Annotated in this window: 13 protein-coding genes and 1 riboswitch; of the genes, 9 read left to right on the top strand and 4 right to left on the bottom strand. The window is 62.4% G+C overall.

Annotation, left to right across the window (positions count from 1 at the left end):
- Positions 1–34 precede the first annotated feature (34 nt).
- Positions 35–715: an L-serine ammonia-lyase, iron-sulfur-dependent subunit beta gene (gene sdaAB, locus ACYU70_RS03500; RefSeq protein WP_342301487.1), complete on the bottom strand. Its 681-nt coding sequence runs from the start codon at positions 713–715 to the stop codon at positions 35–37.
- Positions 716–984: 269 nt separating this feature from the next.
- On the opposite strand from sdaAB, the gene ACYU70_RS03495 reads away from it, so the two are divergent.
- Complete coding sequence (locus tag ACYU70_RS03495) at positions 985–1,980, top strand: tryptophan 2,3-dioxygenase family protein (RefSeq protein WP_342301485.1); 996 nt, start codon at positions 985–987, stop codon at positions 1,978–1,980.
- Between the two features lie 252 nt (positions 1,981–2,232).
- Positions 2,233–2,865: a M23 family metallopeptidase gene (locus tag ACYU70_RS03490; protein WP_342301484.1), complete on the top strand. Its 633-nt coding sequence runs from the start codon at positions 2,233–2,235 to the stop codon at positions 2,863–2,865.
- A gap of 29 nt (positions 2,866–2,894) precedes the next feature.
- On the opposite strand, the gene ACYU70_RS03485 is transcribed toward ACYU70_RS03490, so the two are convergent.
- A complete protein-coding gene (locus ACYU70_RS03485) occupies positions 2,895–3,104 on the bottom strand; it encodes a hypothetical protein (protein WP_342301482.1) in 210 nt (69 codons plus the stop codon).
- A 168-nt stretch (positions 3,105–3,272) separates the two neighbouring features.
- Positions 3,273–4,592 carry an MFS transporter gene (locus tag ACYU70_RS03480; RefSeq protein WP_342301480.1) on the bottom strand — a complete coding sequence of 440 codons (1,320 nt, stop codon included), beginning with the start codon at positions 4,590–4,592 and terminating at the stop codon, positions 3,273–3,275.
- Between the two features lie 149 nt (positions 4,593–4,741).
- Between ACYU70_RS03480 and ACYU70_RS03475 the strand changes: the two genes are divergently transcribed.
- Positions 4,742–6,313, top strand: coding sequence for an NAD(P)/FAD-dependent oxidoreductase (locus tag ACYU70_RS03475; RefSeq protein WP_342301479.1), 1,572 nt, complete (start codon positions 4,742–4,744; stop codon positions 6,311–6,313).
- Here the strand turns inward: ACYU70_RS03475 and ACYU70_RS03470 are convergent.
- Positions 6,310–6,987 carry an RNA polymerase sigma factor gene (locus ACYU70_RS03470; protein ID WP_342301478.1) on the bottom strand — a complete coding sequence of 226 codons (678 nt, stop codon included), beginning with the start codon at positions 6,985–6,987 and terminating at the stop codon, positions 6,310–6,312. The two genes, ACYU70_RS03475 and ACYU70_RS03470, sit on opposite strands and share 4 nt — an antisense overlap.
- Positions 6,988–7,130: 143 nt before the next feature.
- Here ACYU70_RS03470 and ACYU70_RS03465 point away from each other — a divergent pair, with 143 nt between their 5' ends.
- The 6 genes from ACYU70_RS03465 (at position 7,131) to ACYU70_RS03440 (ending at position 14,140) form a co-directional block, all read left to right on the top strand.
- Entirely contained in the window at positions 7,131–7,556 is a 426-nt protein-coding gene (locus ACYU70_RS03465) for a hypothetical protein (protein WP_342301477.1), read from the top strand.
- 68 nt (positions 7,557–7,624) lie between these two features.
- Positions 7,625–7,993: a CoA-binding protein gene (locus ACYU70_RS03460; protein ID WP_342301476.1), complete on the top strand. Its 369-nt coding sequence runs from the start codon at positions 7,625–7,627 to the stop codon at positions 7,991–7,993.
- A gap of 195 nt (positions 7,994–8,188) precedes the next feature.
- On the top strand, positions 8,189–10,456 hold the full coding sequence (locus ACYU70_RS03455; protein ID WP_342301474.1) for a heavy metal translocating P-type ATPase: 2,268 nt from the start codon (positions 8,189–8,191) through the stop codon (positions 10,454–10,456).
- Between the two features lie 54 nt (positions 10,457–10,510).
- Entirely contained in the window at positions 10,511–10,888 is a 378-nt protein-coding gene (locus ACYU70_RS03450) for a cupredoxin domain-containing protein (RefSeq protein ID WP_342301472.1), read from the top strand.
- Positions 10,889–10,925: 37 nt separating this feature from the next.
- The gene (locus tag ACYU70_RS03445) at positions 10,926–12,626 is read left to right on the top strand and encodes a hypothetical protein (protein WP_460615885.1); all 1,701 of its coding nucleotides are present in this window, start codon (positions 10,926–10,928) and stop codon (positions 12,624–12,626) included.
- A 107-nt stretch (positions 12,627–12,733) separates the two neighbouring features.
- Positions 12,734–12,807: riboswitch (Fluoride riboswitch) on the top strand.
- A 49-nt stretch (positions 12,808–12,856) separates the two neighbouring features.
- Positions 12,857–14,140 (top strand): chloride channel protein, encoded by a 1,284-nt coding sequence (locus tag ACYU70_RS03440; protein WP_342300077.1) that lies wholly within the window; start codon positions 12,857–12,859, stop codon positions 14,138–14,140.
- Positions 14,141–14,146: the final 6 nt, after the last annotated feature.

Below are 14,146 nucleotides of genomic sequence, written 5' to 3'. Positions count from 1 at the left end.
CGATTGGCCGGCCGTTTTATTACACGGCCAGGCCTTATTCCAGCGTTGGAATGTAGGTGATGCCCTGCACCCAGCTCAGCTGACGCAGGTAGGCCAGGGTTATTTCTTTAATCGGGCTGTCCATTTCGATAAACTGCCGGGCGGCGTCGTTGCGGCCCTTGCGGCTCACCATCATGGTGGCGATGTTGCATTGGTCGTGGGCGATGACGGAGGCGATGAAGGCAATGGAGCCGGGCACATCGTCGGCATCGATAATGAGCGTGTGCAGCGCACCCGAAAAATCGGCCGGAAAGCCGTCCACTTCCACAATGCGAATCACGCCGCCGCCCCGGCTCTGGCCCACCACTTCCACGCGGCGGCCGGTGGCCCCATCCAGCAGGTTCAGCTTGATGGTGTTGGGGTGCATGGTGGAGGCATTGCCCACACTCTGAAAGGTATAGCGCAGGCCGGCGGCCTCGGCATGGTCGAACGCGGTGCGGATGCGGGTGTCGTCGGGCGCGTAGCCCAGCAGGCCGGCCACGATGGCGCGGTCCGAGCCGTGGCCCTCATACGTGCGAGCAAACGAGTTGTAAAACGTGACCACCGCCTCGGTGGGGACGGCCCCCAGAATGCGGATGGCGGCCCGCGCAATGCGCACCACGCCGGCCGTGTGCGACGAGCTCGGCCCAATCATCACGGGCCCAATCATATCAAAAATGCTGGATTTTTCAGCCATAGAAAGGTACCTTCGGTCGGTTTGGAAGGCTAAAAGTAGCGGTTGCGTGGCGGACTATGCGGTTATTCAGCCTGGCACTATTCACACAATAAATTTCCGGCGCAAATTCTTTTCATCCGGTATTCGAGGGCAAAGATGCGCCCCAACCGTTTTGGTTGCGAATTGTTCGGCACGCCGCGTAAAAACCCACTTTGTAAAGTCAGCTTTTTAACGATATTTGTTGCGGGCCACCCAGCCTGTTCCCACCATCCCACCTCACTCCCATTTTCATGTCACCCTCTCCCACCCAGGAGGAGTTCTCTCCCGCCGTGCTGATGCAGCTGCGCCGGCTCCAGGAGAAATACGCCCCCGACGGCCAGGACCTCGCCGCCTACCTCGAAGGTCTGTACCACGCCAAATACGTTAACTACTGGGATTATATCGAGTTAGACACGCTACTCTCCCTCCAACGCCCGCTCACCAATATTCCCGATGAGCGGATTTTCATCATGTACCACCAGATTTCGGAGCTGTATTTCAAGCTCTGCCTGTGTGAATACGAGCAAATCGGCGACCTCAAGCAGCCTACGCTGGGCGAAGTTGTGCTGCGCATCGGCCGCATCAACCGCTATTTCGATAACCTCATCGACTCGTTCGATGTGATGGTCGACGGCATGGACAAGCAGCAGTTCCTCGATTTCCGCATGGCCCTGATGCCCGCCTCGGGCTTCCAGAGCGTGCAGTACCGCATGATTGAGATTGCCAGCACCAGCCTCGAAAACCTCACCGACGAGGCCAAGCGCCAGGCCCTGGGCAAGGCCTCGGCCTACGACTACGACGAGCTGCTGGGCTGCATCTACTGGAAAGCCGGGGCCACCATCGAAGCCAGCGGCGCCAAAGCTCTTACCCTCATCGAATTCGAGCGCAAGTACACCGCCGACCTGGTGCGCCACGCCGAAGCCTTCCACCACCGTAACGTGTGGGCCGTGGTGCAACGCCTGCCCGAAGAGGACCGCAACCACCCGCGCCTGCTGCGCGCCCTGCGCCAGCTCGACATCAGCGTGAATGTGAACTGGCCGCTGATGCACTTCAAATCGGCAGTGCGCTACCTGCAGCGCAACCCCACCGACGTGGCTGCCACGGGCGGCACCAATTGGCGCAGCTACCTGCCTCCCAAGTTCCAGCGCCGCATCTTCTACCCCCAGCTCTGGAGCGCCCAGGAGCTCGAAGACTGGGGCAAAGGCTGGGTCGAAAGCGTGCTGGAAGAAACCGGCGTAAGCGCGTAGAAAACTAAAACGAGGGGTTATGGACTGCCGCAAGGCAGTTCCGTAACCCCTCGCTAATTTTCCGGCTATGCGAACCATCCTCACTATTGCTTGCGCATTGGCACTGCGGCTGCCGGGCCATTGCCAGTCGCAGCTTGCCAATGTCTACCACGTGCAAAACGAGGACGGAACCGTATCGGTATAACGAGGACGGAACCGTATCGGTATAACGAGGACGGAACCGTATCGGTATTTGGAAGCAACGCGGGTTTCGTGCCCTATACGGTGGCGCTGAATGCCAAACTGGTGCATATGACCAGTAGCGTGGTACTGCCCGCCAAAATCGTAGTATATCCAGGAAAACAGTCGGTTTTGTTAGCTAGGCTTACTCCTGAGCCCAATCAAACGTCATCGTTCCGCTACGATTGCCCCTACCAGATTGGGGCATATACCGGCTTGCAACCCGATACGAGCTACGTCTACGCGCTGCCTTTCAAGCGGCGAACTGGCGAGCAAATGCCTAACTGCAACACCAATAATAAAGACCTTCCCGGAAACCCGCATCCCTACTTTTTCAGTTTAGCCAAAGGCACACCTATTCACGCAAGCCGTGCCGGAATTGTAGCCAGCATCAGGCAGGATTTGAAAGGCAATAAAGGGCCCAAGGCAAATTATATCATTGTGTACCACGCGGACGGCAGCTACGCGTGGTATCAAAATCTAAAGCACGAAAGTGTGGCCGTTCGCATCGGGCAGCAGGTGGCCGAGGGAGATTTGCTGAGCTACTACGGCGGAACTAAGCAAAACGCAGGCTTCTATTTCACGGTGGAATATCCCGGCGCAATCTATCCAATAGCAGTGCCGGCCGTTTTCCGGGTAGACGACAAAATCGTCCGCTTCCACTAGTATTAGGCCGAATGCCCAACCAGCTTCCGCTACCGTCGGTTGGTGCCGTACATTTTCCACCGGCCAAAAAAAGCAACCGCTGCGGCAACTATGACCAGCCCTATCGTGGCGTAGCGGAATCCACCCTGGCCGGTTTGCGTCCAGCTCCACCAGGCCACAATGCCCGCCAGAAACATCAACGTGGTGACCAGCAAAAGCCGCATGGTGGAAACGTACGGGGACTTCATTAGGGATTTCATGGCTGAAATAGTTTAGTGACAGAACGAATGAGTAAGCTGACAAACGCCAGCAAACAGCATCAAACCACTGCCGACGAGTTTGCAAGCACTCTAATATAATAATATTACTGAGCTTAAGCAAGTAGTATGGAGGAAGACTTGATTGACCGATGCGAGCCCGCCAGGGGCCTACTCCGCCATCGTGCCCTTTTCAGCCCGCGTTTCGCCCATACGCCAGTATACTAGCAGCGAAAGCAGCGCGCAGCCCGTCACGTACCAGTAAAACCATTCTTCCACGCCGTGCTGCTTGGCGAATAAGGCCACGTACTCGGCCGTGCCACCGAAAATGGCCACCGTGAGGGCGAAAGGCAGCCCCACGCCCAGAGCCCGGATTTCGGTCGGGAACAACTCCGCCTTCACCACCGCGCTGATGGAAGTGTAGCCGCTCACCACAAACAGCGCCGCGATGAGCAGGCCCGCCGCCAGCCACGCATCGTGCGTCTGGGCCAGCTGCCGCAGCAGCGGCACCGTGCCCAGCGTGGCCCCAATGCCGAACATAAGCAGCACCGGCCGCCGCCCCACCTTGTCGGAAATGGCGCCCAGCAAGGGCTGAAACAGCAGCGCCACGGCCATCACTCCGAACGAAATCAGGGTGGCCTGCTCCTTGGAAAAACCCGAAGTATTGACCAGAAATTTCTGGGCGTAGGTGGTGAAGGTATAGAACGCCAGCGTGCCGCCCAGCGTGAGGCCCACCACGGTGAGCACGGCGCGTGGATGCTGCATCAGCAAGCGAAACTGGCTGGGCGAAGGGGCGCGGCCTTCGCCTTCGGGGTTGGCCAAAACGGCATTTTGCTGCTGCTCGAAGGCCTCGGTTTCGCCCATGTGCGTGCGCAGGTAGAGCGCGCCCATCGCCGCCAGCGCCCCGATGACGAACGGTACGCGCCAGCCCCATTCGCCCAACTGCGCCGGCGTGAGCAGCTGCTGCAGGCCCAGCTGCACCACCAGCGCCAGCAGCTGCCCGCCCATCAGGGTGAGGTACTGAAAGCTGGACCAGAAGCCCCGGTGTTTCGCGCCGGCCATCTCGCTCAGGTAGGTGGCCGAGGTGCCGTACTCGCCCCCCACGCTGATGCCCTGCACCAGCCGGGCCAGCAGCAGCAGCGCCGGCGCGGCCACCCCAATACTGGCGTAACCCGGCGCGGCCGCAATCAGCAGCGAGCCGCCGGCCATGAGCCGCACCGAAAGCAGCAGTGCCGCCCGGCGGCCATTGCGGTCGGCATACGCGCCCAGCAGCCAGGCTCCCAACGGCCGCATGAGAAAGCCCACCGCAAAAATCGCGGCCGTATTCAGGAGCTGGGCCGTGGCATTACCCTTCGGGAAAAAGACGGGGGCGAAGTAGAGGGCAAAAGCCGAGTAAGCGTACCAGTCGTACCACTCGACCAGGTTGCCGATGGAGCCGCTGATAATGGAGCGTAGCCGCGAAGCCGGCGTTGAAAGCGTAGCTGTAGTCATGGGGCAAATAAACGATTCGCGGCTTGCCACGGCTGAGACTTTTTGCTTTTTCGCTCGGATTGCCGCGCTGCAATGGCCGTAACTTTGTAGTTGCGTTGAGCAATAAACTGCCCGCACCCAAAAGGATAGCCACCTTTCATATTACACAAATGTTAAAACAAGAATTAGAAATCCTCCTCGCCCCGGAGGTTGCTTTTGATGAGTTGGCGCGCTACGAAGCCATTCTAGCGCAGGCTGGATTAGCCCCGGGAGAAGCCGATTTTGTGCATCTGCGCCGCCGTTCTATTGATGCGCGGGGCCGGCAAGCACTTGTGCGCCTACGCGCCGACATATACCTCTCTACACCACCCAGTGAGCTATTTGGCCCCTGGTTTGTTTATCCAAATGTTAAAACAAATAATCCCCGTGTACTCATAATTGGCGCAGGACCGGCAGGGTTGTTTGCAGCGTTGCGCTGCCTGGAACTGGGGCTGAAACCAATCGTGCTGGAGCGCGGCCGGGATGTGCGTACGCGCCGCCGCGACCTTGCCGCCATCAACAAAGACCAGATAGTAAATCCTGATTCCAATTACTGCTTTGGCGAAGGCGGGGCCGGTACCTATTCGGATGGCAAACTCTATACCCGCGCCACCAAGCGTGGCGATGTAGGCCGCGTGCTCCGCCGCCTGGTGCAGCACGGCGCGACACCCGATATTTTGGTAGACGCCCACCCCCACATCGGCACCAATAAGCTGCCGGCCGTGGTGCAGGCGCTGCGCGAAGCAATTATCGAAGCGGGCGGCGAAGTGCGTTTTGAAACCCGCGTGACCGACCTGCTGCTGGAGAGTAACCAGCTGCGCGGCGTGGTCACGGCCAGCGGCGAGGCCATTGAGGCGGAGGCGACCATTTTGGCCACCGGCCACTCGGCCCGCGACATCTACGAGCTGCTGCACCGGCGCGGTGTACTCATCGAGGCCAAGCCCTTCGCGCTGGGCGTACGGGTCGAGCATCAGCAGGAATTGATTGACCAGGCGCAGTACCGCCGGGCCGAGCGTGGGCTACTGCCGGCCGCTTCCTACTCGCTCGTGCACCAGACGGAGGTGCGCGGCGAGCAGCGCGGCGTGTTTTCGTTTTGCATGTGCCCGGGCGGGTTCATCGTGCCGGCGGCCACGGCCCCCGGCGAGGTAGTGGTGAACGGCATGAGCCCAAGCCGCCGCGATTCGCGCTTTGCCAACTCCGGCATTGTGGCCGCCGTGGAGCTTTCGGATATGGACGTGAAGCAGCACGGCCCGCTGGCCGGCCTGCACTTTCAGCAGCAGATTGAGCAGCTGGCCTGCCAGGCGGCAGGCGGCACCCAGCAGGCTCCGGCCCAATTGCTCGGCGACTTTCTCAAAAACAAAACCTCCGCCAGCCTGCTCGAAACTTCTTATCAGCCCGGCCTCGTGTCGGTGCGCATGGACGACGTGCTGGGGCCGGTGCTGGCCGAGCGACTGCGCCAGGGCTTCCGCGATTTCGGCCGGAAGATTCCCGGCTATGCCACCAATGCGGCCCAGATTGTGGGTGTGGAAAGCCGCACTTCGGCCCCCATCCGCATTCCGCGCGATAAGGACACGCTACGGCATCCGGTGGTGGCGGGGCTGTACCCGTGCGGCGAGGGCGCGGGCTACGCGGGCGGCATCGTGTCGGCGGCGATGGACGGCGAGCGTTGCGCCGAGGCGGTGAGGGCGGCGGTACTTCGCTAGTTGCGGGGCAGCGGCATTGGTAGCGTGCCCAGGCGCGCCAGCACCCGGCGTACCATCCGGGTGCAGTGTGCGCCTAGGAAGGCGAAGGCGTGCTGCGGGGCAAAACCGGCCAGTTGGGCGCGCAGCTGCTCGCGGGCCCGCAGCAGACGCACTTTCACGTTGGCCTCGCTGAGCTGCAGGGCTGCCGCGGTGGCGGCCACGCTCAGGCCTTCTACTTCGCGCAGCACAAACACGCTGCGGTATTTGTCGGGCAGCGCCTGCACGGCGGCTTCAAGGGCTTCGCGCAACTCATCGTTCAGCACGGTTTGCAAAGGTGTTGGGACATCAGCGACGGGCTCCGGCTCGTCGTCGGATGCGGTTTCGAGGTCAACAAAGCGTTGCTGATGCCGCCGGTCCATCAGGCATTCGTTGAGCATGATGCGGGTGAGCCAGGTCGGAAAGCTGGCCCGGCCCGCAAAGCTCCCAAGCTGCATGTAGGCCTTGACCCAGGCATTCTGCATGGCTTCTTCGGCGGCGGCGGGCTGGCCCAATACGGCCACACCGGTGCGGAACAAACGCTGATTATAGCGCCGCATGAGCAGCTCAAAAAGTTGCTTCTCGCCCGCCAGCACCCGGCCGATGACTTCCGCATCGGATAGTGGCGTGTACGGCATGAGGGCCAGGGACGGCAGCATGATGATTCAGGGATGATTTGCGCTGGAGATATTTATTGGATGCGGCGACCAGTGGCCAGGTTACAATAAAATATATATTATAATATGTAACCCGCCGAAGGGGTAATTCATCCAATGGCAACAACCTTTTAACCCCCATTGCCATGTTACCTTCCGCCAACTTTCCCTACGCCGGGCCCGCTGCCCGGCCCGCAACCACCCCGGCCCATACCGTGGTCCGGGTCCTGACCCTCACCTACGGCGTGGTGCCCATCGTGGCTGGCCTCGACAAATTCACGAACCTGCTCACCAACTGGGAGGCCTACCTCGCGCCAGGCCTGGTGAAGATGCTGCCGGTTTCGGCGCATTCGTTTATGATGCTGGTGGGCATCATTGAAATAGTGGCCGGCGCGCTGGTGCTACTGCGCCCCCACCTTGGGGCTCGCGTGGTGATGGCCTGGCTCACGGCCATTGCCCTGACCCTGCTGGGCAGCGGCCGCTACCTCGACGTGGCCGTGCGCGACCTGGTGATGGCCGTGGGAGCCTGGGCCCTTGCCCACCTGAGCTCGCCCCGCCAGCCGCAGGCATAACCCGGCAGCCCAGCGGGCGGTTATTGCGTATATAAGCTCAAGCGTCTTTCTATACGTATTAACCTCTTATGGAATCCCCGAAAAAAACCCTCGTTCTCGGAGCCTCAGATAATCCTGCCCGCTATTCCTATCGGGCGGCGCACATGCTCAAAAACCACGGCCACGAGGTGGTGCCGGTGGGCATCCGCAAAGGCCAGGTAGCCGGGCTCGACATTCACACCGACCGCCCTCAGGAAACGGACATCGACACGGTGACGCTCTACGTGGGGCCGCAAAACCAGCCAGCCTGGTACGACTACATTCTGGACCTGCAACCCAAGCGCATTCTCTTCAACCCCGGCACCGAAAACCCCGAGCTGGAACGACTGGCCCAGCAGCGCGGCATTCAGACCGAGGAAGCCTGTACGCTGGTGCTGCTCTCGATTGGGCAGTATTAACTGAGCTGGAATTTACTGCGGCACGCCCCCCGAAACTTGGTTTCGGGGGGCGTGCTTGCTTTTACGGGGCTGCAACCGGTAGTTGTCAAGGGTCGAATTATGCATGTTTTTGGCCTGATTCCGTAACATGCCTGGGGCCGGGATGCCCGAATTTTGCACCATCACCCGGCACCTCCTCACCGGTGCTCGTACTATATGTCACCCTCCCCCGAAACCACCACCCTCGACATTGAAGGCATGAGCTGCGCCGCCTGCGCCTCGGCGGTGGAAAAATCGCTGGCCCGCACGCCCGGCGTGCAAAGCGCGCTCGTGAACTTCGCCACCGAAAAGGCCACCGTGCAGTACCTGCCCGGCCAGGCCACGCCCGCCACCCTGAAAGCCGCCGTGGAAAACGCGGGCTACGGGGTAGTGGAACGTGCCCCCGACACCAGCGCGGCCGACCGTCAGGCCGAAATCGACGCCCAGAAAGCTGAGGCCTACCGCCAGCTCAAGCGCCGATTTAGTGTGGCGGCCGGGCTCGCCGTTGTGATTATGGCGCTGAGCATGCTGATGCTTTGGCCCGCGATGATGGCCCGCCTCAACATGCAAGCCCTGAACTGGGCCCTGCTCCTGCTCACACTGCCGGTGCTGCTATTCAGCGGACGCGAGTTTTACGTGTCAGCCTGGAACGGCTTTCGACACCGGGCCGCCAACATGGACACGCTGATTGCCGTGGGCACCGGCGCGGCGTTTATCTATAGCCTCGCCGCCACTGTTGCGCCCAGGTTTTTCCTCAGCCGGGGGCTGCGGCCCGAAGTTTACTACGACACCACGGCTACCATCATCGCCCTGATTTTGCTAGGCAAGGTGCTGGAGCTGCGCGCCAAAACCCAGACCTCGGCCGCCATGCGCAGCCTCATCGGCTTGCAGGCCAAAACGGCCCGCGTGGTGCGGCCCGACGGCCAGGAAATCGACGTGGATATCAATCAGGTAAAATTGGGCGATATCGTGCTGGTGCGCCCCGGCGAAAAAGTGGCCACCGACGGCCTCATCACCGAAGGCCGTTCGGCCCTCGACGAAGCCATGCTCACCGGCGAAAGCCTGCCCGTGGAAAAGCAGGCCGGCGATGCCGTGTTCGGGGCCACGCTCAACAAAACCGGCTCCTTCCGCTTCCGCGTGACCAAAGTGGGGGCCGATACCTTGCTGGCCCAGATTGTGAAGCTGGTGGAAGATGCCCAGGGCAGCCGCGCCCCCATTCAGCGGCTGGCCGATAAAGTCAGCGCCGTTTTTGTGCCCACGGTGGTGGTTATCGCCATTCTCACGTTTGTGCTGTGGTTCGATTTGGCCCCGGCGGGTACGCGGCTGCCGCTGGCGCTGGTCAATTTTGTGGCCGTGCTCATCATTGCCTGCCCGTGCGCGCTGGGCCTGGCCACGCCCACGGCCATCATGGTGAGCACCGGCAAGGGAGCCGAACACGGCGTGCTCATCCGCAACGCCGAGGCCCTGGAAAAAGCCTACCAAGTGAACACCGTGCTGCTCGACAAAACCGGCACCATCACCCAGGGCGAGCCGGCCGTGACTGATTTCCATCCCGCCCCCGGCCAGAACCCGGAGCAACTGCTGGCGCTGGCCGCCGCCGTGGAGCGACAAAGCGAGCACCCACTGGCCGCCGCCGTAGTGCGCTACGCCGAGGCCCAAAAGGCCGCTTCCCAGTCAGCCACCGATTTCCGGGCCGTGGAAGGCCGGGGGGCCACGGCCACGGTGGCGGGCCAGACCGTGCTCATCGGCAATGCCGGCTTGCTGGCCGAAGCGGGCATCACGCTTTCGGCGGAGCTGGCGGCGCAGGCCGCCCAACTGCTAGCACAGGCCAAAACCGTGCTCTACATAGCAGTAGCCAGCCAAGCCGCTGGCCTCATCGGCGTGGCCGACACCGTGCGCGAAACCTCCCGCACCGCTATTCAGCGCCTGCAAAAAATGGGACTCGAAGTGGTGATGATGACCGGCGACAACCCCGAAACCGCCGCCCAAGTAGCCGGGCAGGTGGGCATCACGCGCTACTTTGCCGAGGTGCTGCCCGCCGATAAAGCCTCCCAGGTGAAAGCCCTGCAAGCCGAGGGCCGCGTGGTGGCCATGGTGGGCGACGGCATCAACGACGCGCCGGCGCTGGCCCAGGCCGACATCGGGCTGGCCATGGGCGGCGGCACCGACGTGGCCATGGAAACCGCCGGTATTACCCTCATGCGCTCCGATTTGCAGGGCGTAGTTACGGCCATCGAGCTGAGCCGCCAAACCATTCGTACCATTCGCCAGAACCTGTTTTTTGCCTTCGTGTATAATACGCTGGGCATTCCCATCGCGGCCGGGGCCTTGTACCCGGTGTTCGGCATTCTGCTTTCGCCCATGCTGGCGGCCGGGGCCATGGCGCTGAGCTCGGTTTCGGTGCTCACCAACTCGCTGCGGCTACGGGGCTTTCGGGCCGAATAACCAACATGTATACCGGCCAGGTACCTTCTGACGTGGCCTTATTCCCTCATTACTATGGATGCTTCCTCAATCATCGTCACCATTGCCGGCTTGGCGCTGGCTGGGTTTGTGGTCTGGTATTTCTTTCTTTCATCGCGGCCGGTGGCCAGCGCCGTGTCGTCGTCGGGCGGCGTGCAGGAAGTTGATATTACCGTAAAAGGCGGCTATTCGCCCGACGTTATTGAGGTGGAGCGCGGCAAGCCGGTGCGGCTGAATTTCTACCGCGACGAGGAAAACAGCTGCTCCGAAGAACTACTGCTGCCTGATTTCAGCATTCGGCGCGACCTGCCGGCCTTCAAAACCACGCTCATCGAGCTGCTGCCCCAGCAGCCGGGCCGCTTCGATTTCACCTGCGGCATGGGCATGCTGCGCGGCACCCTCCTCGTGAAATAACCGCTCAACTCCTTCAACGCTACCAACTCGCTATTTTATGAAACCGCTTCTTCTGACTTCTCTGGGCCTGTTGCTGGGCACTTCGGCTATCGCCCAACACACCCACATGCCGGGCATGGATATGTCGATGCCAATGCCGGCGCCCAAACCGAAACCCAAGCCGGCTGCACCCCGGCCCAAACCCAAAGCCGCTCACCCGGCCCCCACACCGCGCCCAAAACCTGCCGCGACCGCCGCCGCTGCCGATACTACCCGCGCCAAAGTGGCTCCCGCCCCGGCCATGCCGGGAATGGATATGCCCGGCATGAACATGCCCGCGCCGGCTCCGACAACCGCGCCCGCTACTGCACCAGCCCCCGCCATGCCCGGCATGAGCGACCACAACATGCAAGGCCACGACATGCCCGGCATGAACATGGGCACCGCCGACATGGCTGCCGACAGCAGTGGCATGATGATGGAAATGCGCAATTCCTTCTCCAAAAACCTGCCCATGACGCGCCAGGGCTCGGGCACCAGCTGGCACCCCGATTCATCCCCAATGTACATGCAGATGTACCAGTCGAAAGGCTGGGACGTGATGCTGATGTACTCGGTTTTCCTGCGCTACACCAGCCAGAATTTCAACCATAGCGCCCTGCGCGGCGATGCTAATTTCCGCGCCAACTCCTATGTGATGGGCATGGCTAACCACCTGGTGGGCCAGCGCGGGCTGTTCAGCATCCAGGCCATGGTGACGGCCGACCCGCTCACGGTGGGCGGCGCGGGCTACCCGCTGCTGTTCCAGACCGGCGAGTCGTGGCAGGGCGAAAAGCTGCACGACCACCAGCACCCGCACGATTTCGTGAGCGCCCTGGCCGTGGCCTACACCTACGCCGCCAGCTCCGATGTGGACCTCACCGCCTACCTCGGCTACCCCGGCGAGCCGGCCATCGGGCCGCCCGTGTTCATGCACCGGCCTTCGGCGGCCAACCTGCCCGCCGCCCCGCTGGGCCACCACTGGCAGGATGCCACCCACATTCAGTTCGGCGTGGCCACGCTGGGCGTGCGCTACCGCAACGCCAAGCTCGAAGGCTCCTTGTTTACGGGCCGCGAGCCCAACGAAAACCGCTACAGCTTCGACCGGCCGCGCTTCGATTCCTACAGCGCCCGCCTCTCGGTGAACCCGTCCGACAACCTAGCGCTGCAAGTCTCGGCCGCCCACCTCAAAAGCCCCGAAGAATTAGAACCCAACGACAACGTGGACCGCACCAGCGCCTCGGTGCTGCACAATGCCAACGTGGGCAAGGAAAGCATCCTCTCCACCACCGCCGTGTGGGGCATGAACCGCCACAGCGGCATCGGCGAGGAAACGACCTACTCCAATTCCTTCCTGCTCGAAAGCAACCTCCAGGCCCGCCAGTTCAACCTCTTCACCCGCCTCGAAACGCTGCAACTCAACTACGACGAGTTGCTGCTGCCCGCCCCTACCGACCACGATGCCCACGCCAACCGCTCGGTAGAGGCTTTCACCATCGGCGCATCCAAATACATCGCCAAAACCAAAGCCGGCTGGCTCGACCTCGGCCTCACCGGCACCCTCAACACCTATAATAAGGAGAACACCGCCCTGCTCGCCGCCTACGGCCGGAACCCGCTTTCCTTCGAAGTGTACCTGCGCTTCATCGCCCCGCGCATGAGCATGCACATGGGCCACGGCGGGATGAAGCACGGAGGGATGCCGGGCATGAAGATGTAAAGTTGATAACCGCTTAGTTGCTGAACGCAGCGCCAGTAATCGGGCGCTGCGTTTTTCTTTTTATCCCAGCCAATGCACCACTAGCAAGCGCCGTTTATATTTACCCTCCAGAATACGGTGATGGATTGCCACCGCGAACCGCCGGAGCCCCGCGCCCCGCGCTGATGATTCCTACGAAACGGCGCAGCCCCGACGGCCGCGTCGCATAGCTCATCCTGCCGTTCGCCCCAATGCTGCCACCCTTCTCCCTCGCCCGACTGCGGGCTACATCTCTTACCTCGGCACTATTATTCCTGCTGCGCTGGCTGCTGATTTGCGGCCTAATTGGCGCGCTGGCCGGCACCGCTTCGGCTGGCTTTCTGGTGTCGCTCGACTGGGTCACGCGCTGGCGCGAAGCCCACCCCTGGGTGCTGGCGCTGCTGCCGGCGGCGGGCCTGCTCATCGGCATGGCCTACCAGTATTTCGGCGACCGGGCGGTGCGCGGCAATAATTTGATTCTTGATGAAATCCACCGCCCCAGCCAGCGCCTGCCGCTGCGCATGGTGCCGCTGGTGCTGGGCGGCACGCTGGTTACGCACCTGTTTGGGGGCTCGGCGGGCCGCGAGGGCACGGCCGTGCAAATGGCCGCCGCCCTCGCCGACCAGCTCCCCCGCTGGCTCCGCCTGCGCCCGCGCGACCGCCGCCTGCTGCTCATCGCGGGGATGAGCGCGGGGTTTGCCTCGGTGTTCGGCACGCCGCTGGCTGGGGCCGTATTCGGGCTCGAAGTCTTTCTGCTGGGCTCCATTCGGTACGATGCCGTGCTGCCCAGCTTTTTGGCCGCCGTTTTTACTGATTTCGTAACGCGGGCGTGGGGCGTAGGCCATACCCATTACCCCGCGCTGGATGGGCTGCCCCTCACGCCGCTGTTGCTAGGCTGCACGCTGCTGGCGGGCGCACTGTTCGGGCTCACGGCCCGGGCATTTGCTACCCTCACGCACGGCATTGGCCGGGTTTTCAGTCGCGTCAGCTACCCGCCGTTGCGGCCGGTGCTGGGCGGCGTGCTGGTAGCGGGCCTGCTATGGCTGGCCGGGCCTATTCGCTTCGGCGGGCTGGGCATCCCGGTCATTGTCGAAGCTTTTCAGCACCCGCTCGCTCCCACGGATTTCGCCTGGAAGCTGGCCCTCACGGCTCTCACGCTGGGCTGCGGCTTCAAGGGAGGCGAGGTCACGCCGCTGTTTTTCATCGGGGCGGCGCTGGGCAGCGCGCTGGCGCTGGTGCTGCCGCTGCCGGTGGCGCTGCTGGCGGCTATTGGCTTTGTGGGCGTGTTTGCGGGCGCGGCTAACACGCCCCTCGCCTGTCTGCTGATGGGGCTGGAATTGTTCGGGGCCAGTGCGGGTGTGTACCTGGCGCTGGCCTGCGTGGTGGCGTATCTGTTCTCGGGCCACACCGGCATCTACGGGGCGCAAGTGGTGGGCCAGGCCAAGCATTTGCGCGATGGCCGGCACCAGGGCCGGCCGCTGCGCGAGCTGCCCTAGCGGGGC

The sequence above is a fragment of the Hymenobacter segetis genome (genome assembly GCF_054776495.1).
This window is presented reverse-complemented; position numbering and strand designations above follow the sequence as displayed.